Source organism: Bacillus sp. SCT118 (assembly GCF_058566435.1).
Window position 1 is genome coordinate 1259506 of the sequence record NZ_CP191225.1, and the last position, 21557, is coordinate 1281062.

Consider the following 21557-nt stretch of genomic DNA (forward strand, 5'->3'; position numbering starts at 1 on the left):
GCTTTCAGGACAAGTATGATGATGAGTCAAAAAAGAACATTTGTTTCTTTTGGAAACCGGCCTTATAATGAAGGAAGAAATGGATCGTAATGAGAAAGAGGTGATAGCATGTCTTTTGTTCACCTGCAAGTGCATAGCGGGTATAGCCTGCTAAACAGCGCCGCGGCTGTGGAAGAGCTCGTCAGTGAAGCTGACAGGCTCGGATATGCGTCTTTGGCGCTGACAGATGATCATGTCATGTACGGAGCTATTCAATTTTATAAAGCTTGCAAGGCGAGAGGGATCAACCCAATAATCGGTTTGACGGCTTCTGTTTTTACAGATGACAGCGAGCTTGAAGCATACCCGCTCGTCCTGCTGGCAAAATCAAATACAGGCTATCAAAACCTGCTGAAAATCAGCAGCGTTCTGCAATCTAAATCAAAAGGCGGACTGAAGCCGAAATGGCTTCACAGTTATCGAGAAGGGATTATCGCAATAACGCCCGGCGAAAAAGGATATATTGAAACGCTTCTTGAAGGAGGGCTGTTCGAACAGGCTGCTCAAGCCTCGCTGGAATTTCAGTCTATATTCGGAAAGGGAGCTTTTTATTTCTCCTATCAGCCTTTTAAAGGGAATCAAGTCTTGTCTGAGCAGATTCTAAAGCTGTCAGAAGAAACGGGTATCCCTGTTACGGCCACAGGCGATGTGCATTACATAAGGAAGGAAGATAAGGCTGCCTACCGTTGTTTGAAAGCGATTAAAGCGGGGGAAAAACTGACGGATGCACCCGCTGAAGATTTGCCTGATCTCGATTTGAAACCACTCGTAGAAATGCAAAACATTTATCGAGAGCATCCCGAGGCACTGCAAGCTTCTGTAGAGATCGCGGAACAATGCCGGGTTGACGTCAGTCTCGGGCAGACCCGTCTACCGTCTTTTCCGACCCCAGACGGAACGTCCGCTGATGATTATTTAACGGATATCTGTATGGAGGGACTCCGCAGCCGTTTCGGCAAGCCTGATGAACGATACCTTCGCCGTCTTCAATATGAGCTTGATGTCATCAAGCGGATGAAGTTCAGCGATTACTTTCTGATCGTGTGGGATTTTATGAAGCACGCCCATGAAAAAGGGATTGTTACAGGACCGGGAAGGGGTTCTGCGGCAGGTTCTCTTGTGGCATATGTCCTGTATATCACAGATGTTGACCCGATTAAGCATCACCTTCTGTTTGAAAGATTTTTAAATCCCGAACGCGTCAGCATGCCGGATATTGATATTGACTTTCCCGATACTAGAAGGGATGAAGTCATTCAATATGTTCAGCAGAAATACGGTGCAATGCACGTCGCACAGATTATCACCTTTGGAACACTTGCGGCAAAGGCGGCGCTCCGGGACGTCGGCAGAGTATTCGGCGTCAGCCCGAAGGAGGCAGATCAGCTTGCAAAACTCATTCCTTCAAGACCGGGCATGACGCTGGATGAAGCGAGACAGCAGTCACCGCAGCTGGATAAGCGGCTTCGGGAGTCAAGCCTGCTTCAGCAAGTCTATTCAATTGCCCGGAAAATAGAAGGGCTGCCAAGGCATGCATCAACCCACGCAGCGGGCGTTGTCCTGAGTGAAGAACCGTTAACAGATGTTGTTCCGCTTCAAGAAGGGCATGAAGGGATCTATTTAACGCAATACGCGATGGACCATCTTGAAGACTTGGGCCTTTTAAAAATGGATTTCTTAGGTTTGAGGAACCTGACACTTATTGAATCCATCACTTCAATGATTGAAAAAGAAGAAAATATTAAAATAGATCTTTCAAGTATTTCCTACAGCGATGACAAAACGTTCTCCTTGCTGTCAAAAGGGGATACGACAGGCATTTTCCAGCTTGAATCTGCAGGGATGAGAAGCGTCTTGAAACGGCTGAAACCTTCAGGCCTAGAAGATATTGTGGCGGTCAATGCACTGTACCGGCCGGGTCCGATGGAAAATATTCCGTTATTTATCGACCGTAAACACGGCCGGGCGCCTGTTCACTATCCTCATGAAGATTTAAGGAGCATTTTGGAAGATACATATGGCGTCATTGTGTATCAGGAACAAATTATGATGATTGCTTCCCGTATGGCGGGGTTTTCTTTAGGCGAAGCGGACCTATTGAGAAGGGCGGTCAGCAAAAAGAAAAAAGAAATCCTGGACAGAGAGCGAAGCCATTTTGTTGAAGGGTGCTTAAAAAAGGAGTATTCTGTAGACACTGCAAATGAGGTCTACGATTTAATCGTCAAATTCGCAAACTATGGCTTTAACCGAAGCCATGCGGTGGCATACAGCATGATCGGGTGCCAGCTTGCGTATTTGAAAGCTCATTATCCGTTATATTTTATGTGCGGATTGCTGACAAGCGTCATTGGCAATGAGGATAAAATCTCTCAATATCTTTACGAAGCAAAGGGGAGCGGGATTCGTATCCTTCCTCCGTCAGTGAATAAAAGCAGTTTTCCGTTTACAGTTGAAAACGGATCTGTCAGATACAGCCTCCGCGCGATAAAAAGTGTAGGCGTCTCAGCAGTCAAAGATATATATAAAGCAAGAAAAGAGAAACCATTTGAAGATCTTTTCGATTTCTGCTTTCGGGTGCCGTCAAAAAGCGTAAATCGCAAAATGCTTGAAGCACTTATCTTTTCTGGTGCGATGGACGAATTCGGCCAAAACCGGGCCACGCTGCTCGCATCCATTGATGTTGCTTTGGAACATGCTGAGCTATTCGCCGCGGACGATGACCAAATGGGATTGTTTTTAGATGAATCGTTTTCAATTAAGCCGAAGTATGTGGAAACGGAAGAGCTTCCGCTAGTGGATTTACTTGCATTTGAAAAGGAAACGCTCGGCATTTATTTTTCAAATCATCCGCTCTCCGCCTTCCGAAAACAGCTCACTGCGCATGGAGCAGTCTCCATTCTGCAGGCTCAGCGGGCAGTCAAAAGGCAGCTTTCACTAGGCGTTCTGCTGTCGAAGATCAAAACGATTCGGACGAAAACAGGTCAAAACATGGCGTTTTTAACGCTCAGTGATGAAACCGGCGAGATGGAAGCCGTAGTCTTCCCTGAACAATTCAGACAGCTTTCACCCGTTTTAAGAGAAGGCGCTCTTTTGTTCACAGCGGGGAAATGCGAAGTAAGACAAGATAAGATTCAATTCATCATGTCCCGGGCAGAATTATTAGAAAATATGGATGCAGAAAAAGCGCCATCGGTTTATATAAAAATAGAAAGCAGTCAGCACAGCCAGGAGATCCTGGCAAAGATTAAGCGCATTTTGCTGGAGCATAAAGGGGAAACAGGCGTTTATCTCTATTATGAAAGGCAAAAACAGACGATTAAGCTACCTGAGTCGTTCCATATCAATGCAGATCACCAGGTGTTATATCGCTTAAAAGAGCTGTTGGGTCAAAAAAACGTCGTTTTAAAACAGTGGTAACGATTCGCTTTTTGTTATACAATTGGAGCAATTATGTGATCCTGTTTAAATATTCAGATAGATTTACTCCGCAGAATGCAGCAATCAACGCAGCAGTATACGAATCAAAAAATATCCATAAGGAGTGTTTAGGAGAATGTCATTAAGAGAAGAAGCATTACACCTGCATAAAGTCAACCAGGGGAAACTGGAGTCTAAATCAAAAGTAGAGGTCAGAAATGCGAAAGATCTAAGCCTCGCTTATTCTCCGGGTGTTGCAGAACCGTGTAAGGATATTCATGAAGACATTAACAAAGTATATGATTATACAATGAAGGGGAACATGGTAGCAGTTGTAACTGACGGTACAGCTGTGCTTGGCCTTGGAAACATCGGCCCTGAAGCGGCGCTTCCTGTTATGGAAGGGAAAGCAGTTCTTTTCAAAAGCTTTGCGGGCGTAGATGCGTTCCCGATTGCTTTAAACACAAACGATGTTGATAAAATCGTTGAAACTGTAAAATTGCTGGAACCGACATTTGGCGGCGTCAACCTTGAAGATATTGCAGCGCCAAACTGCTTTATCATTGAAGAGCGCCTCAAAAAAGAAACAAACATCCCGGTTTTCCATGATGATCAGCACGGTACTGCCATTGTAACCGTAGCAGGTCTTGTGAACGCGCTGAAACTGTCTGGAAAATCCATGTCATCCATTAAAGTTGTCGCAAACGGCGCGGGTGCGGCTGGCATTGCGATTATCAAGCTTCTTCATCATTATGGCGTTCGCGACATTGTGATGTGCGATTCCAAAGGGGCCATTTATGAAGGGCGCCCGAACGGCATGAACGATGTCAAAAATGAAGTGGCGAAGTTCACGAACCAAGATCGCAAAGACGGTTCTCTGAAAGATGTCATCGTTGATGCTGACGTATTTATCGGTGTCTCTGTAGCAGGCGCGTTAACAAAAGAAATGGTTCAAAGCATGGCAAAAGATCCAATTATCTTTGCAATGGCAAATCCAAATCCGGAAATCATGCCGGAAGATGCGCGTGAAGCCGGAGCAAGCGTTATCGGAACTGGCCGTTCTGATTTCCCGAACCAAGTAAACAATGTTCTTGCATTCCCTGGTATTTTCCGCGGAGCGCTTGATGTGCGTGCCACTCATATTAACGAGGAAATGAAAATCGCAGCGGTTGAAGCCATTGCTTCACTGGTTTCAGAAGATGAGCTTAGCGCAGACTATGTCATCCCTGCACCGTTTGATAAACGTGTTGCGCCTGCTGTTGCGAAGGCTGTGGCAAAAGCTGCGATGGAAACAGGTGTTGCAAGAATCACTGTTGACCCTGAGGAAGTCGCAGAAAAAACAAGAAAACTTACGATTATTGGTGAATAATTAATTCATTCCAAAAATGGCAGCGCGTTGGCGGAGACCGGCGCGCTGTTCTCAAGTTAAACTGACGGCTGAAATTTTTTTAGGGGGTTAGCCTTAAAAAAATTTCAGCCGGGTTTAACATTATTTTTGAATGCGCTGTCAACCTTGTCGTTTCAACACCTTATCTGATTTCATACAAGCCTTTCCGAGCACGTCATCGAATAAAAAGTTGTCGAATTGAGGATGACAGCGTTTGACAAAAAAAGTACAATAGTTTCGGTAAAGTTATTAGCAAGTCTATCTGTTTGATGACATGCGGTGAAGAGAACCCTTCACAAAAGGGAGGTAATCATTTGTTAAAGGATATATTCACGAAAAAGAAAAAGTATGCTTCCGTACCATCTGATCAAGCGAAGCACGATGTTCCGGAAGGCATTATGACAAAATGTCCTAAGTGTAAAAAAATCATGCTCACTAAAGAGTTGGATAAAAATATGCGGGTATGCATGAACTGCGATTATCATTTCCCAATGAACGCAAAACAGCGTATCGAAAGCTTGATGGATGAACAATCCTTTGAGGAATTCAATCAGGGAATGCTCTCGGAAAATCCACTTGGTTTCCCGGGATATCTGGAAAAGCTTGAAAAAGATCGCGAGAAAACATCCTTAAACGAGGCTGTTGTGACAGGCAAGGGCACCATCGGCGGACACCCGGCTGTTGTCGCCGTCATGGACTCTTCATTCAGAATGGGCAGCATGGGTTCAGTCGTCGGTGAAAAAATCACGCTTGCGATTGAAAAAGCAAAAGCTGATAAAGTTCCGTTTATTATTTTTACGGCTTCAGGCGGCGCTAGAATGCAGGAAGGCGTATTAAGTTTGATGCAGATGGCTAAGACAAGCTCTGCGTTAAAACTGTTCAGTGAAGAGCAGGGTCTTATTATTTCAGTAATGACGCATCCGACTACCGGAGGCGTATCAGCAAGCTTTGCATCCCTTGGCGATTACAATTTCGCTGAGCCTGGCGCGCTGATCGGTTTTGCCGGAAGACGGATTATTGAACAGACAATAGGAGAAAAACTGCCTGAGGACTTCCAAACGGCTGAATTTTTATTAAAACATGGACAGCTTGATGCGGTTATTCATCGCGACGATATGAAAAAAACGTTAGAAAATCTGCTGGATATGCATCAAACAGGAGGTGACATTGAGTGGCTCCAAGATTAGAATTTGAAAAACCGGTGATTGAACTGCAATCCAAAATCGCCGAACTAAAAAAATTCACCCAAGATTCCGATATGGATCTAAGTGCGGAAATCGAACGGCTCGAAGACCGTCTCGCTAAGCTTCAGGATGATATTTACAAAAATCTGAAGCCATGGGACCGGGTTCAAATTGCGCGTCTGGCGGACCGTCCGACAACTCTTGATTATATCGAACACCTGTTTACCGACTTTTTTGAATGTCACGGAGACAGAGCGTACGGGGACGATGAAGCCATTGTTGGCGGGATTGCGAAGTTCCACGGCCTCCCTGTAACGGTAATCGGGCATCAGCGCGGCAAAGACACGAAGGAAAACCTAGTCCGCAATTTTGGGATGCCGCATCCTGAAGGCTACAGAAAAGCGCTTCGTCTGATGAAACAGGCTGACAAATTTAACAGACCGATTATCTGTTTTATTGATACGAAGGGGGCATACCCTGGAAGAGCAGCTGAAGAAAGAGGACAAAGTGAAGCTATTGCCAAAAACCTGTTTGAGATGGCCGGCCTTCGAGTGCCTGTTATCTGCATCGTCATCGGTGAAGGCGGAAGCGGCGGAGCCCTTGGTCTGGGAGTAGGCAATCACTTGCATATGCTGGAAAACTCTACTTATTCTGTTATTTCTCCGGAAGGTGCCGCGGCACTTTTATGGAAGGACTCCAGTCTTGCTAAAAAAGCAGCAGAAACAATGAAAATCACTGCGCCGGATTTAAAAGAATTAGGTATTATAGATCATATGATTAAAGAAGTAAAAGGCGGAGCGCACCATGATGTGAAGCTGCAGGCCAGCTATATGGACGAAACCCTTAAACAATCGTTAAAAACTTTGCTGAAGCTGAGCGAAGAAGAATTAGTTCAGCAGCGCTATGAAAAATATAAAGCAATTGGCAAAGTCTCGGTTGAAGATCAATATATCGGGGTAAACTAAATAAACGTGAAGCCTTTGGCTCACGTTTATTTTTTGTGACATTCCTTAAATTTTATTTAAAAACAATTTATTTAATTGTATAATAGGTAAGGTTTCATAGGGAGGATGGAGATCCCTTTTCATTGTTTTTAGGGCAATGATCATGTTATGTTTAATCATATATGTTGCTGAGGTGAATGGAGAATGAAACGTATAGGGGTATTAACGAGCGGCGGGGATTCCCCGGGAATGAACGCAGCAGTTCGCGCAGTAGTCAGAAAGGCGATCTATCATGACGTTGAAGTTTACGGTATTTACAACGGATACGCGGGATTGATCAGCGGAAAGATTGAAAAGCTTGAACTCGGATCAGTAGGCGATATTATACATCGTGGAGGAACTAAGCTTTATACGGCAAGGTGTCCTGAATTCAAAACAGTTGAAGGCCGTGAAAAAGGGATAGAAAACTTGAAGAAGCTTGGTATTGAAGGCCTTGTTGTTATCGGCGGAGACGGTTCATATATGGGTGCGAAAAAATTAACGGAACACGGGTTTCCATGTGTAGGTGTACCGGGTACAATCGATAATGACATTCCGGGCACTGATTTTACAATCGGTTTCGATACAGCTTTAAATACAGTAATTGACGCAATTGATAAGATTCGCGATACAGCGACTTCTCATGAACGTACATATGTAATCGAAGTAATGGGCCGTCATGCCGGCGATATTGCATTGTGGGCCGGTCTTGCAGGGGGCGCGGAATCGATCTTAATCCCTGAGGCAGACTATGACATGCACGAAATCATTGCTCGCTTAAAACGCGGCCACGAACGCGGCAAGAAACACAGTATTATTATTGTTGCCGAAGGTGTAGGCAGCGGTGTTGAATTCGGGAAACGCATCGAAGAAGAAACAAACCTTGAAACTAGGGTATCTGTATTGGGCCATATCCAGCGCGGAGGTTCTCCGAGTGCTGCTGACCGTGTGTTAGCAAGCCGTCTCGGCGCATATGCAGTTGAACTGCTGCTTGAAGGAAAAGGCGGACGCTGTGTAGGTATACAAAACAATAAGCTTGTAGACCATGATATTATAGAAATACTGGAGACAAAACACACAGTTGAGCAAAACATGTATCAGCTTTCAAAAGAACTGTCTATCTAATGTGCAGCTGAAGGCTGAAGATTTCAGAAGGAAGTGAACCAAATGAGAAAAACTAAAATTGTTTGTACCATCGGTCCGGCAAGTGAAAGTATTGAAATGCTTACGAAATTAATGGAGTCAGGAATGAACGTGGCTCGATTAAACTTTTCTCACGGAGATTTTGAGGAGCACGGTGCAAGAATTAAAAATATCCGCGAAGCAAGCAAAAAACTTGGCAAGAACGTTGGTATTCTGCTTGATACAAAAGGTCCTGAAATCCGCACACATACAATGGAAAACGGCGGTATTGAGCTTGAAACAGGCAAAGAGCTTATCATTTCAATGGACGAGGTTGTAGGAACAACAGATAAAATTTCAGTGACATATGAAGGTTTAGTCCATGACGTTGAACAAGGTTCAACGATTCTGTTAGATGACGGCCTTATTGGTCTTGAGGTACTTGATGTAGATGCCGCTAAACGCGAAATCAAAACAAAAGTATTAAACAACGGAACACTCAAAAATAAAAAAGGTGTTAACGTACCGGGCGTAAGTGTCAATCTTCCGGGTATTACTGAAAAAGATGCGCGAGACATCGTTTTCGGTATTGAGCAAGGAGTAGACTTCATCGCACCATCTTTCATTCGACGTTCCACGGACGTGCTCGAAATCCGTGAGCTTCTTGAAGAGCACAACGCTCAGGATATTCAAATCATCCCTAAAATCGAAAACCAAGAGGGCGTTGACAACATCGATGCAATTCTCGAAGTGTCTGACGGCTTAATGGTTGCACGCGGAGACTTAGGTGTGGAAATTCCAGCTGAAGAAGTGCCGCTTGTGCAAAAAGAACTGATCAAAAAATGCAACGCGCTGGGCAAACCTGTTATTACAGCAACACAAATGCTTGACAGCATGCAGCGCAACCCGCGTCCGACTCGTGCGGAAGCAAGTGACGTTGCAAACGCGATCTTCGACGGAACAGATGCGATCATGCTATCTGGTGAAACTGCTGCCGGAAGCTATCCGGTTGAAGCAGTTCAAACAATGCATAACATCGCGTCCCGTTCTGAAGAAGCTTTAAATTATAAAGAAATTCTCTCAAAACGCAGAGATCAAGTGGGCATGACAATTACAGACGCAATTGGACAATCTGTCGCGCATACGGCGATTAACCTGAATGCTGCTGCGATTGTAACGCCGACAGAAAGCGGCCATACAGCACGTATGATTGCAAAATACCGTCCGCAGGCTCCGATTGTTGCGGTTACTGTAAATGACTCTATTTCCAGAAAGCTTGCCCTCGTATCTGGCGTATTCGCAGAAAGCGGCCAAAATGCGAGCTCAACAGATGAGATGCTTGAGGATGCTGTCCAAAAATCATTGAACAGCGGAATTGTAAAACACGGCGATCTTATCGTTATTACAGCAGGCACTGTCGGTGAGTCCGGCACTACGAACTTAATGAAGGTTCATACTGTCGGCGATATCATCGCTAAAGGGCAAGGCATTGGACGCAAATCAGCTTACGGTCCGGTTGTCGTTGCACAAAATGCAAAAGAAGCTGAGCAAAAAATGACGGACGGTGCGGTACTTGTTACCAAAAGCACTGACCGTGATATGATTGCATCCCTTGAAAAAGCGTCTGCTCTTATTACAGAAGAAGGCGGCTTGACTAGCCATGCTGCGGTAGTCGGATTAAGCCTTGGCATCCCGGTTATCGTGGGTCTGGAAAATGCGACATCTATTTTGACAGATGGCCAGGATATTACAGTTGACGCTTCCAGAGGCGCAGTCTATCAAGGCCGTGCGAGCGTTCTTTAATTACAGGTGAAAACGGAAGGGGAATCCCTTCCTTTTCTCTTTATCATGCCTTTTGTTGAACAGAACGTGTTACACGTGTGGGGGGCTTGGATATGAGATTTTTGTTTTTGCTTTTTATTGTGTTTCCGGCAATAGAAATCGGCATATTCCTGTTTTTAGGCAAGCTGATTGGCATTTTGCCGACAGTTTTATTCATGATTCTGACGGGCATTATCGGCGCAGCAGCTGCAAAAAAACAAGGAACCGAAGTGTATTATAAGGTTCAGCGTGATCTTCAATATGGCAAAATGCCGGGGGAAGCGATTGCTGACGGTCTGTGCATTTTCATCGGCGGTCTATTGCTGATGCTTCCGGGCTTTTTATCAGATTTGGCCGGCGCCTGTCTTCTTATCCCGTTTACCCGCGGCTGGTGTAAGCCGATTCTGTTCAAATGGCTGAGAGGAATGTCGAAGAATAAGCGGATCATCTTCAAATAAAAAAACGGCAGCCATGTAAAAACGGCTGCCGTTTTATTTTTGCTGAACGGTGATATAGGACCATATCTCTTTTAATGCGCCTGTCGTGATGAAAGCTTGGATGATGACGAGAACAGCAGGTCCTGCAATCAGTCCTAAAAACCCGAATAATTTAAAGCCGGCAAACAGGGCGATGAGCGTTGCCAGCGGATCGATCCCGATAGATTTACTTAGTATCTTGGGTTCTGTCAGCTGCCGCTGAATAAGAACGATGAGGTACAGGATACCAATTCCGATCGCTTGGGGCAGCTGGCCCGTAATCGATAAATACAAAATCCAGGGTACAAATACGGAGCCGGCACCTAAGTAAGGGAGAAGATCTACAAGCCCGATTAAAAAAGCGATTGTTGCGGCGTGTTCAACCTTTAAGAGAGAAAGGCCGATAAATACAATCACCATCGTGATGAAAACGAGGACGGCTTGTGCTTTGATAAAACCAGTCATTGCTTTTTTTAATTCGCTGCTGATCGCTTTGCTGTTAGCTGTCACACGATCTGGCAGAATTAAAACAAGCATGGCTTTCAGCTTATGCCAATCCTTTGTCATAAAAAAGGTTGCCAGAAGAGAAAAAATCAGAACCGCCGCCGTATTGGGAAGAAGAGCGAAAAATCTCGGGATCATCTCTAGAATGTGGGACAGCAGGAGCCCGGCATTTTTAGCGGCAGAATCACCGAGTGTCTGGATATGAGTGACGATGGAAGCCTGCTGGTTCGTTTCCAATTCTTGAAACAAAAGAGTTAACTCGTTATAGAGCGGCTGAATATGAGTTGTAAACAATTTTTCGCAATATGAAATAAACGTGCTGATATGCGGAGGCAGCGTTTTTGCTAGATAGGCTGTTCCCGTTACGATTTCGGCTACCAGAATGGTGAGCACACCGAAGGCTGCGAACAGAAAAAAAGCAAGAACGCCCAGAACATTTATCGTTCGGGGGAATCCTGTCACTTTGTCCAAATAATCGACAACAGGATGAATCACTGATGAAAGAATAAGGGCGATCAGGAACGGATAAGTTAACGGAAACGAATAATAGGCCGCAGCTATCGACCCTGCGGTCATTGATATGACAAAGAGGGTTCTGAAAAAAATAGTGATATAAGATTGATTCACGAAAACGGTCCTCCTCTCGTCAGCATGTCCTATTTTTTATATGTATTCACGCTGTTGCTGAATATGAATACATTCATCTTAAAGGAGGGATGGCATGTGTTTACACAAGCGAATTTATTTTTAATTTTACTCTTGGCCATCGCACTTATCGCAAAAAACCAATCATTGCTCTTTGCTGTATCCGTCCTTTTGATCATCAAAATCGTTGGACTTGATCAGAAATTATTCCCGACCATCCAGTCAAAAGGCATTAACTGGGGTGTGACCATTATTACCATCGCCGTTCTTGTCCCGATTGCCACGGGAGAAATCGGATTTAAGCAGCTTGGAGAAGCAATGCGGTCTTCCTACGCATGGATCGCCCTTGGAGCGGGGATCGCAGTGGCGCTGATTGCAAAAAACGGCCTGACCCTGCTTGAAAATGATCCGCATATTACAACTGCTCTCGTGATCGGGACCATTCTTGCAGTCGCGCTTTTTGGAGGAGTTGCGGTGGGACCGCTGATCGGAGCGGGGATTGCTTATTTAGCTATGCAGATCGTAAAACTGTTCACTTCATAAAAAAAAAGCGGCCTTAAAGCCGCTTTTTTTTGTATGCAAAAACCCGCAAATAAAGGCGTTTTTTCGGGGAAATCACAGAATGAAAAAAAAAATTATAGGTAAACATTTAACAAATGTCTGATTATTGTTTATAATGAGAATAGGCTTAAACTTAAATAAGCTTATAAGAATTTGTTATGTTCTTTCATAAGCAAAGGGTTTTAGTACCAGCAGCCAGTAAAATGTAAGCATTTTCTTTTTGGGGGAGAGAAATACTTGCATCGTGCTTTTTAAGTAAGCCTCATGTTTTTACAACACTCTTAAAGGGGAAATTTATTGAAAAGGAGATGTTATATATGACAGCGACACGCGGTCTTGAAGGGGTTGTAGCAACAACATCATCTGTTAGTTCTATTATTGATGATACCCTTACATATGTGGGGTATGATATCGATGATTTGACAGAGAATGCAAGTTTTGAAGAAATCATCTACTTGCTTTGGCATCTAAGGCTGCCAAACAAAAAAGAGCTTGAAGAGTTAAAGCAGCAGCTTGCAAAGGAAGCTGCCGTTCCGCAAGAAATTATTGAGCACTTCAAATCTTATTCCCTCGAAAATGTTCATCCCATGGCTGCTCTTCGGACAGCAATTTCATTACTAGGCCTGCTAGACAGCGAGGCTGATACCATGAACCCGGAAGCCAACTACAGAAAGGCGATCCGCCTTCAGGCAAAGGTGCCTGGCCTGGTTGCAGCGTTTTCCAGAATTCGCAAGGGTCTTGAGCCTGTTGAACCGAGAGAAGATTACGGTATTGCGGAGAATTTTCTTTACACATTAAACGGTGAAGAGCCTTCACCAATTGAAGTTGAAGCCTTCAACAAAGCATTGATTTTACATGCTGACCATGAGCTGAACGCGTCAACGTTCACAGCGAGGGTCTGCGTCGCAACACTTTCTGACATCTATTCAGGCATTACTGCAGCAATCGGCGCGCTGAAAGGGCCTCTTCACGGCGGAGCGAATGAAGGCGTTATGAAAATGCTGACAGAAATCGGTGAAGTGGAAAATGCTGAGCCGTACATCCGCGCTAAACTTGAAAAGAAAGAAAAAATCATGGGATTCGGCCACCGTGTGTATAAGCATGGTGATCCGCGCGCGAAGCATCTGAAAGAAATGAGCAAGCGCCTGACCAACCTGACAGGCGAAAGCAAATGGTATGAGATGTCGATTCTTATAGAAGACATCGTCACATCAGAGAAAAAGCTTCCGCCTAACGTTGATTTCTATTCGGCTTCTGTATATCACAGCCTCGGTATTGACCATGATTTGTTTACACCGATTTTTGCTGTAAGCAGAATGTCCGGCTGGCTAGCTCATATTCTTGAGCAGTATGACAACAACCGTCTGATCCGCCCGCGTGCAGATTACACAGGCCCTGACAAACAAAAATTCGTTCCGATTGAAGAAAGAGCCTAAAGAACCATTGGAGGCTGGCTTGCGTCAATGAGGTTAGCCTCTTGTTCAGAACATCAAAATTGGGTTACACTTTAAATTGAATGTTGGGAAAAATCATTTTGTTTTCTATTTAAGAAAAATAAAATGTTTTCTAAATATGAATTACATACTGGGAGGTTTTTATTGTGGCACAAGGTGAAAAAATTACAGTCTCTAACGGAGTATTAAACGTACCAAACAACCCGATTATCCCATTTATCGAAGGAGACGGAACCGGTCCTGATATTTGGAACGCGGCTTCGAAGGTTTTGGAAGCAGCAGTAGAAAAAGCATACAAAGGCGAAAAGAAAATTACATGGAAAGAAGTTTACGCCGGAGAAAAGGCTTATAATAAAACAGGTGAGTGGCTCCCTGCTGAAACATTAGATGTGATCCGCGAATATTTCATCGCGATTAAAGGCCCGTTAACGACACCTGTCGGCGGCGGTATCCGTTCTTTGAACGTAGCGCTCAGACAAGAGCTTGACCTATTCGTCTGCTTAAGACCTGTAAGATACTTTACTGGAGTGCCGTCACCGGTAAAACGCCCTGAAGATACTGATATGGTCATCTTCCGTGAAAATACAGAAGATATTTACGCAGGCATCGAGTATGCAAAAGGCTCTGAAGAAGTGCAAAAGCTTATCAGCTTCCTTCAAAATGAGTTAAACGTCAACAAAATCCGTTTCCCTGAGACATCAGGTATCGGCATTAAGCCTGTTTCAGAAGAAGGAACAAGCCGCTTGGTCAGAGCTGCCATTGATTATGCGATCGAGCATGGCCGCAAATCTGTAACGCTTGTTCACAAAGGAAACATCATGAAGTTCACAGAAGGCGCCTTCAAAAACTGGGGCTATGAACTTGCTGAAAAAGAATACGGAGATAAAGTCTTCACATGGGCTCAATATGACCGCATTGCTGAAGAAGAAGGAAAAGACGCTGCCAACAAAGCGCAAAGCGAAGCGGAAGCAGCAGGAAAAATCATTATCAAAGACAGCATTGCTGACATTTTCCTTCAGCAGATCTTAACGCGTCCAAACGAGTTTGATGTCGTTGCGACAATGAACTTGAACGGAGATTACATTTCTGATGCTCTTGCTGCGCAAGTCGGCGGAATCGGCATTGCTCCTGGAGCGAACATCAACTACGAAACAGGACATGCGATTTTCGAGGCGACGCACGGAACGGCTCCTAAATATGCAGGCCTTGATAAAGTAAACCCATCTTCAGTTATTCTTTCAGGCGTTCTGCTTCTTGAGCATTTAGGATGGAACGAAGCGGCTGATTTGGTTATCAAATCTATGGAAAAAACAATCGCTTCCAAAGTCGTAACTTACGATTTTGCTAGATTAATGGACGGGGCGACTGAAGTGAAATGTTCAGAGTTCGGAGAAGAACTGATCAAAAACATGGACTAAGCAAGGAAAAAGCCTAAAACTAGCCATAAAGGAGAAGAGAGACATGGGAAATACTCGTAAAAAAGTTTCTGTTATCGGAGCAGGTTTTACCGGAGCTACAACTGCATTTTTAATCGCTCAAAAAGAGCTGGCAGACGTTGTTCTTGTTGACATTCCGCAATTGGAGAACCCGACAAAGGGAAAAGCGCTTGATATGCTTGAAGCAAGCCCAGTTCAAGGTTTTGACGCAAAAATTACGGGAACATCTAATTACGAGGATACAGCTGGCTCTGACATTGTTGTCATTACAGCCGGTATCGCAAGAAAACCTGGTATGAGCAGAGATGATCTGGTCTCTACAAACGAAAAGATTATGAGAAGCGTTACGCGGGAAATCGTGAAATATTCTCCTGACTCTATTATTGTGGTGCTGACAAATCCTGTTGATGCAATGACATACGCGGTGTACAAAGAATCAGGCTTCCCTAAAGAGCGTGTAATCGGCCAGTCCGGTGTGCTTGATACGGCAAGATTCAGAACATTTGTGGCAGAGGAATTAAACCTGTCAGTGAAAGATGTGACTGGTTTCGTACTCGGCGGACACGGTGACGATATGGTGCCGCTTGTGCGTTATTCTTATGCTGGCGGTATCCCGCTTGAAACTCTTATTCCGAAAGAACGGATTGACGCAATTGTGGAGCGCACTAGAAAAGGCGGAGGCGAAATCGTGAATCTTCTTGGAAACGGAAGCGCGTATTATGCGCCTGCGGCTTCTCTGACAGAAATGGTCGAAGCGATCTTGAAAGATCAGCGCCGCGTCCTTCCTACAATTGCTTATCTTGAAGGGGAATACGGCTATGAAGGCATCTACCTTGGTGTTCCTACAATTGTAGGCGGCAACGGTCTTGAGCAAATCATTGAACTTGAACTGACAGACTATGAAAGAGCGCAGCTGAATAAATCAGTTGAATCTGTCAAAAATGTCATGAAAGTATTATCCTAATAAAAAGAGAGAAAGGCTTGCTTAATACAGCCTTTCTCTTTTTACTATAAATGAAAGCGTTATCATGCACATCTATATTTCTTTTAAAAATGATGTAAAAGGCGAATTGTCGGAATGTCCTGCTTTCGCTAAAATAAAATCATGAAACATGTTAAGATGACATAAAATAGAGAAATAGGATGTCGGGGAATTATAATACTGGAGGCACAGCATGAACAAGAAAATTTTAGTTGTGGATGATGAAGAATCTATTGTTACTCTTTTACAGTACAATTTGGAACGGTCAGGCTATGATGTCATTACCGCCTCGGATGGGGAAGAAGCACTCAAAAAAGCGGAAACAGAGAAGCCTGATTTGATTGTGCTTGATGTGATGCTTCCAAAATTGGACGGAATCGAAGTATGCAAGCAGCTGAGACAGCAAAAACTGATGTTTCCCATTTTAATGCTGACAGCGAAGGATGAGGAATTCGACAAAGTATTAGGGCTTGAGCTCGGTGCTGATGATTATATGACCAAGCCGTTCAGTCCAAGGGAAGTAAATGCGAGAGTAAAAGCGATTTTAAGGCGTTCGGAAATGGCTGCGCCCTCTAGTGAGATGAAGAATGATGAAATGGAAGGCCAGATCGTAATTGGCGATCTGAAAATCCTGCCTGATCATTATGAAGCGTACTTTAAAGAAAGTCAGCTTGAACTGACACCGAAAGAATTCGAACTGCTGCTCTATTTAGGCAGACATAAAGGCAGAGTTCTGACGAGAGACCTGTTGCTGAGCGCAGTCTGGAATTATGATTTTGCCGGAGATACGAGAATTGTTGATGTGCACATCAGCCATCTTCGCGACAAAATTGAAAACAATACCAAAAAACCGATCTACATTAAAACGATTAGGGGATTGGGGTATAAACTGGAGGAGCCAAAAATGAATGAATAAATACCGTGTGCGCCTTTTTTCTGTATTCGTTGTCTGTATGATTCTGGTGTTTTGTGTCCTCGGGCTGTTTTTACAGCAGCTTTTTGAAACATCTGATCAAAGGAAAGCAGAGGAACACATTGAAAAAGAAGCAAAATACTTGGCTTCGCTTCTTGATGCCGGCAATCTGAATGATCAAGCAAATGAGAAAATCATTAAAGATGCAGGCGGCGCGCTTGATGTGAGCGCATCCGTTATCGATACAGACGGCAAGGTGCTGTATGGGTCAAACGGGAGAGCGGCTGATTCCCAAAAGGTGCAGGCGCTTGTTTCTGGCCATGAGGGGATTCTGTCAACAACAGATAACAAGCTTTATTACGGACTTTCACTTAGAAGCGAAGGTGAAAAAACAGGATATGTGCTGCTTTCCGCCTCTGGAAAAAGCGACGGCTTAAAAGGCGAATTGTGGGGGATGCTGACGGCCAGTCTTTGTACCGCATTTATCGTCATTGTTTATTTTTATTCCAGCATGACCTCACGTTATAAAAGGTCAATTGAGTCAGCCACAAATGTAGCCACAGAACTCTCTAAGGGCAACTACGATGCACGGACATACGGCGGCTATATTAGGCGTTCTGATAAGCTAGGACATGCGATGAACAGCCTTGCCATTGATCTGATGGAAATGACGCGAACGCAGGAAATGCAGCGGGATCGGCTGCTGACAGTCATTGAAAACATTGGCTCCGGGCTGATTATGATCGACGGAAGAGGCTTTATTAATCTCGTAAACAGGTCTTACGCCAAGCAGTTTCATATCAATCCGAATCATATGCTGCGCCGTCTTTATCACGATGCATTTGAACATGAAGAAGTGATCCAGCTTGTCGAAGACATTTTTATGACGGAGACAAAGAAATGCAAGCTGTTAAGACTGCCGATCAAAATAGAACGGCGTTATTTTGAAGTGGACGGCGTTCCGATTATGGGGCCGGACGATGAATGGAAAGGAATTGTGCTTGTTTTCCATGACATGACGGAAACAAAGAAATTAGAGCAGATGAGGAAGGATTTTGTGGCCAATGTTTCTCATGAGCTGAAAACGCCGATTACGTCTATAAAAGGGTTTACGGAGACGTTATTGGACGGGGCGATGGAGGATAAAGAGGCGCTTTCTGAATTTCTCTCTATTATTCTTAAGGAAAGCGAAAGGCTTCAGTCTTTGGTTCAGGATTTGCTCGATCTCTCAAAAATCGAGCAGCAAAATTTCACGCTCAGTATCGAAACGTTTGATCCGGCCAAAATGCTTGGTGAGATTGAAACGCTTCTGAAGCATAAGGCGGATGAGAAAGGCATCTCCTTGCAACTGAATGTCCCGAAAGACCCTCAATATGTATCTGGTGACCCGTACAGGCTGAAACAGGTATTTCTTAATCTCGTAAACAATGCGTTAACCTACACGCCTGAGGGGGGCTCCGTGGCTATCAATGTAAAGCCCAGAGAAAAAGACATTCAGATTGAGGTTGCCGATTCTGGAATCGGAATTCAGAAAGAAGAAATTCCGCGCATCTTTGAACGCTTTTACCGCGTAGATAAAGACAGAAGCAGGAATTCGGGCGGAACAGGGCTGGGCCTTGCGATTGTCAAGCATTTAATAGAGGCTCATGAAGGGAAAATTGATGTCACAAGCGAGCCTGGACGGGGAACTGTCTTTACCGTGACGTTGAAACGGGCCGCTGAAAAGTCCGCCTAATGTTTACAAAGGTTTAACAATATCTTCATGCACTGTTAAACCTATGCTGGTAGGATGTAGTAGAACCCCTTCATCCAAGGAGCCAATTTTGACGGCGGGAACCTATTTGTGTTCCCGTCCTTTTTTGTGTCTTCTCTTATAGTTCACGTATTTTCCTTTCAAATTGAACTTTGTTAAAATAAGAGGAGCTAATGACTATGTAAGAGATGAATGGAAGCCTGAGGCTTCTTAGGAGGAAATTGAATGACGGAACGAAAAAAATTAGTGCTTGTAGACGGAAACAGTCTGGCTTACCGGGCGTTTTTTGCATTGCCGCTGTTAAGCAATGATAAAGGTGTTCATACGAATGCTGTATACGGCTTTGCGATGATTTTGATGAAAATGCTTGAGGATGAAAAACCGACGCACATGCTGGTTGCGTTTGATGCCGGGAAAACAACATTTCGTCACGGCACATTTAAAGAATATAAAGGCGGCAGACAGAAAACTCCGCCTGAGCTTTCCGAACAAATGCCGTTTATCCGCGAGCTGCTGGATGCCTACCAGATCAGCCGCTATGAACTGGAACAATATGAAGCGGATGATATTATCGGCACACTGGCCAAATCGGCTGAAAAAGACGGATTTGAAGTTAAGGTTTTCTCAGGGGATAAGGATTTAACCCAGCTGGCAACGGACAAAACGACAGTTGCCATTACGAGAAAGGGAATTACCGACGTTGAATTTTACACACCGGAGCATGTCAAAGAGAAATATGGGCTTACGCCTGAACAAATCATTGACATGAAGGGTCTGATGGGCGATTCCTCAGATAATATTCCGGGTGTGCCCGGCGTCGGAGAAAAGACTGCGATTAAGCTTTTAAAACAATTTGATTCCGTTGAAAAGCTGCTGGAGTCCATTGACGAGGTGAGCGGAAAGAAATTGAAGGAAAAGCTTGAGGAGTTTAAGGATCAAGCATTGATGAGCAAGGAGCTTGCGACAATTATGACAGATGCTCCGATTGAGGTATCTGTTTCCGCTCTGGAATATCAAGGCTTTAATCGTGAACAGGTCATTGCCATCTTTAAAGATCTTGGCTTCAACACGCTTCTTGAACGGCTTGGAGAAGACAGTGCAGAAGCAGAACAGGATCAATCGTTGGAAGACATTAATGTCAAAACAGTCACAGACGTGACAAGCGATATATTGGTTTCTCCATCCGCATTTGTCGTTGAACAGATTGGCGATAATTATCATGAAGAGCCGATTCTCGGATTTTCGATCGTAAATGAAACGGGAGCTTATTTCATTCCGAAAGACATTGCCGTTGAGTCTGAGGTGTTTAAAGAATGGGTGGAAAATGACGATCAGAAGAAATGGGTCTTCGACAGCAAGCGGGCTGTTGTCGCTTTGCGCTGGCAGGGCATTGAGCTGAAAGGAGCCGAGTTTGATACGCTCCTTGCGGCTTATATCATCAACCCGGGCAATTCATATGACGACGTTGCGAGTGTGGCTAAGGATTACGGCCTGCATATCGTTTCAAGTGATGAATCAGTTTATGGAAAAGGAGCAAAACGAGCAGTGCCGTCAGAAGACGTACTGTCTGAGCACCTTGGCCGAAAAGCGTTAGCGATTCAAAGCCTTCGGGAAAAGCTCGTTCAGGAGCTGGAAAACAACGACCAGCTTGAACTGTTTGAAGAGCTGGAAATGCCTCTTGCGCTTATTCTCGGCGAAATGGAATCAACTGGCGTCAAGGTCGATGTTGACCGTTTAAAACGGATGGGTGAAGAACTGGGTGCGAAGCTGAAGGAATATGAAGAAAAAATCCATGAGATTGCGGGAGAGCCGTTTAACATCAATTCTCCGAAGCAGCTAGGCGTCATCTTATTTGAAAAGATCGGTCTTCCTGTCGTAAAGAAAACGAAAACAGGCTATTCTACGTCTGCCGATGTGCTTGAAAAGCTGGCTGACAAGCATGATATTGTCGACTATATTTTACAGTACAGACAAATTGGCAAGCTTCAATCAACATATATCGAAGGGCTTTTAAAGGTGACGAGACCGGATTCGCATAAAGTGCACACGCGATTTAACCAGGCCTTAACGCAAACTGGCCGTCTCAGCTCGACTGATCCGAACCTGCAAAACATTCCGATCAGGCTTGAGGAAGGGCGGAAAATTCGCCAAGCTTTTGTGCCGTCTGAAAAAGACTGGCTCATTTTTGCAGCCGATTATTCACAAATCGAGCTGCGGGTGCTTGCCCATATTTCAAAGGATGAAAATCTGATCGAAGCTTTTACAAATGATATGGATATTCACACGAAAACGGCAATGGATGTGTTCCATGTCGCTAAGGATGAAGTGACATCTGCGATGAGACGCCAGGCGAAAGCGGTCAACTTTGGCATTGTTTACGGGATCAGCGATTACGGTCTGTCACAGAACCTCGGCATTACTCGGAAGGAAGCGGGAGCATTTATCGACCGCTATCTGGAAAGCTTCCAAGGCGTAAAAGCGTACATGGAAGATTCAGTACAGGAAGCGAAACAAAAAGGATACGTAACAACGCTTATGCATCGCCGCCGCTACATCCCTGAGCTGACGAGCCGGAACTTTAATATCCGAAGTTTTGCGGAGCGGACGGCCATGAATACGCCGATTCAAGGAAGCGCCGCTGATATTATCAAAAAAGCCATGATTGACATGGCTGCCAAGCTGAAAGAAAAACAGTTGAAAGCAAGGCTTCTGCTTCAAGTACACGATGAATTGATTTTTGAGGCGCCAAAGGAAGAAATTGAAATTCTTGAAAAGCTTGTTCCTGAAGTGATGGAGCATGCGCTTGCATTAGATGTGCCGTTAAAGGTGGACTTTGCATCAGGCCCATCTTGGTACGATGCGAAATAAACAGAGATAGGA

At 44.4% G+C, this 21557-nt stretch carries 15 protein-coding genes; 14 read left to right on the forward strand and 1 reads right to left on the reverse strand.

Annotated elements, in window-relative coordinates:
• Positions 1-108: 108 nt before the first annotated feature.
• The 7 genes from dnaE (at position 109) to ACQVGT_RS06415 (ending at position 10411) form a co-directional block, all read left to right on the forward strand.
• Positions 109-3456 (forward strand): DNA polymerase III subunit alpha, encoded by a 3348-nt coding sequence (gene dnaE, locus ACQVGT_RS06385; protein ID WP_015483556.1) that lies wholly within the window; start codon positions 109-111, stop codon positions 3454-3456.
• A 136-nt stretch (positions 3457-3592) separates the two neighbouring features.
• The gene (gene ystJ / locus ACQVGT_RS06390) at positions 3593-4825 is read left to right on the forward strand and encodes an NADP-dependent malic enzyme (protein ID WP_014664951.1); all 1233 of its coding nucleotides are present in this window, start codon (positions 3593-3595) and stop codon (positions 4823-4825) included.
• A gap of 332 nt (positions 4826-5157) precedes the next feature.
• Positions 5158-6030: an acetyl-CoA carboxylase, carboxyltransferase subunit beta gene (accD, locus tag ACQVGT_RS06395; RefSeq protein ID WP_003223544.1), complete on the forward strand. Its 873-nt coding sequence runs from the start codon at positions 5158-5160 to the stop codon at positions 6028-6030.
• Positions 6015-6992 carry an acetyl-CoA carboxylase carboxyl transferase subunit alpha gene (gene accA, locus ACQVGT_RS06400; RefSeq protein WP_015384352.1) on the forward strand — a complete coding sequence of 326 codons (978 nt, stop codon included), beginning with the start codon at positions 6015-6017 and terminating at the stop codon, positions 6990-6992. Before accD ends, accA begins: the two co-directional genes overlap by 16 nt.
• 183 nt (positions 6993-7175) lie before the next feature.
• Positions 7176-8135 (forward strand): 6-phosphofructokinase, encoded by a 960-nt coding sequence (gene pfkA / locus ACQVGT_RS06405; RefSeq protein WP_003237788.1) that lies wholly within the window; start codon positions 7176-7178, stop codon positions 8133-8135.
• A 42-nt stretch (positions 8136-8177) separates the two neighbouring features.
• A complete protein-coding gene (gene pyk, locus ACQVGT_RS06410; protein WP_004398560.1) occupies positions 8178-9935 on the forward strand; it encodes a pyruvate kinase in 1758 nt (585 codons plus the stop codon).
• Between the two features lie 92 nt (positions 9936-10027).
• Entirely contained in the window at positions 10028-10411 is a 384-nt protein-coding gene (locus ACQVGT_RS06415) for an FxsA family protein (protein WP_015483554.1), read from the forward strand.
• Positions 10412-10444: 33 nt separating this feature from the next.
• Here the strand turns inward: ACQVGT_RS06415 and ytvI are convergent, their stop codons facing one another.
• Entirely contained in the window at positions 10445-11560 is a 1116-nt protein-coding gene (ytvI, locus tag ACQVGT_RS06420; protein WP_015483553.1) for a sporulation integral membrane protein YtvI, read from the reverse strand.
• 96 nt (positions 11561-11656) lie between these two features.
• Here ytvI and ACQVGT_RS06425 point away from each other — a divergent pair, with 96 nt between their 5' ends.
• The 7 genes from ACQVGT_RS06425 (at position 11657) to polA (ending at position 21545) form a co-directional block, all read left to right on the forward strand.
• Positions 11657-12121, forward strand: a complete 465-nt coding sequence (locus tag ACQVGT_RS06425; protein ID WP_004398695.1) for a DUF441 domain-containing protein — start codon at positions 11657-11659, stop codon at positions 12119-12121.
• 335 nt (positions 12122-12456) lie between these two features.
• Complete coding sequence (gene citZ / locus ACQVGT_RS06430; RefSeq protein WP_015483552.1) at positions 12457-13575, forward strand: citrate synthase; 1119 nt, start codon at positions 12457-12459, stop codon at positions 13573-13575.
• Positions 13576-13739: 164 nt separating this feature from the next.
• Entirely contained in the window at positions 13740-15011 is a 1272-nt protein-coding gene (icd, locus tag ACQVGT_RS06435) for an NADP-dependent isocitrate dehydrogenase (protein ID WP_014477637.1), read from the forward strand.
• A 43-nt stretch (positions 15012-15054) separates the two neighbouring features.
• Complete coding sequence (gene mdh / locus ACQVGT_RS06440; protein WP_003237775.1) at positions 15055-15993, forward strand: malate dehydrogenase; 939 nt, start codon at positions 15055-15057, stop codon at positions 15991-15993.
• Between the two features lie 211 nt (positions 15994-16204).
• Positions 16205-16927, forward strand: a complete 723-nt coding sequence (gene phoP, locus ACQVGT_RS06445) for a two-component system response regulator PhoP (RefSeq protein WP_014477634.1) — start codon at positions 16205-16207, stop codon at positions 16925-16927.
• Positions 16920-18659 (forward strand): sensory box histidine kinase PhoR, encoded by a 1740-nt coding sequence (phoR, locus tag ACQVGT_RS06450; protein ID WP_015483551.1) that lies wholly within the window; start codon positions 16920-16922, stop codon positions 18657-18659. The genes phoP and phoR overlap by 8 nt, the downstream gene beginning before the upstream one ends.
• 243 nt (positions 18660-18902) lie before the next feature.
• The gene (gene polA / locus ACQVGT_RS06455; RefSeq protein WP_015384345.1) at positions 18903-21545 is read left to right on the forward strand and encodes a DNA polymerase I; all 2643 of its coding nucleotides are present in this window, start codon (positions 18903-18905) and stop codon (positions 21543-21545) included.
• Positions 21546-21557: the final 12 nt, after the last annotated feature.

What these genes read in the sequence shown, in the direction of transcription:
- pfkA (WP_003237788.1), top strand. Translation starts at nt 7,176, where the DNA reads ATGAAACGTATAGGGGTATTAACGAGCGGCGGGGATTCCCCGGGAATG.
- phoR (WP_015483551.1), top strand. Translation starts at nt 16,920, where the DNA reads ATGAATAAATACCGTGTGCGCCTTTTTTCTGTATTCGTTGTCTGTATG.
- polA (WP_015384345.1), top strand. Translation starts at nt 18,903, where the DNA reads ATGACGGAACGAAAAAAATTAGTGCTTGTAGACGGAAACAGTCTGGCT.
- ystJ (WP_014664951.1), top strand. Translation starts at nt 3,593, where the DNA reads ATGTCATTAAGAGAAGAAGCATTACACCTGCATAAAGTCAACCAGGGG.
- phoP (WP_014477634.1), top strand. Translation starts at nt 16,205, where the DNA reads ATGAACAAGAAAATTTTAGTTGTGGATGATGAAGAATCTATTGTTACT.
- ACQVGT_RS06415 (WP_015483554.1), top strand. Translation starts at nt 10,028, where the DNA reads ATGAGATTTTTGTTTTTGCTTTTTATTGTGTTTCCGGCAATAGAAATC.
- citZ (WP_015483552.1), top strand. Translation starts at nt 12,457, where the DNA reads ATGACAGCGACACGCGGTCTTGAAGGGGTTGTAGCAACAACATCATCT.
- mdh (WP_003237775.1), top strand. Translation starts at nt 15,055, where the DNA reads ATGGGAAATACTCGTAAAAAAGTTTCTGTTATCGGAGCAGGTTTTACC.
- dnaE (WP_015483556.1), top strand. Translation starts at nt 109, where the DNA reads ATGTCTTTTGTTCACCTGCAAGTGCATAGCGGGTATAGCCTGCTAAAC.
- pyk (WP_004398560.1), top strand. Translation starts at nt 8,178, where the DNA reads ATGAGAAAAACTAAAATTGTTTGTACCATCGGTCCGGCAAGTGAAAGT.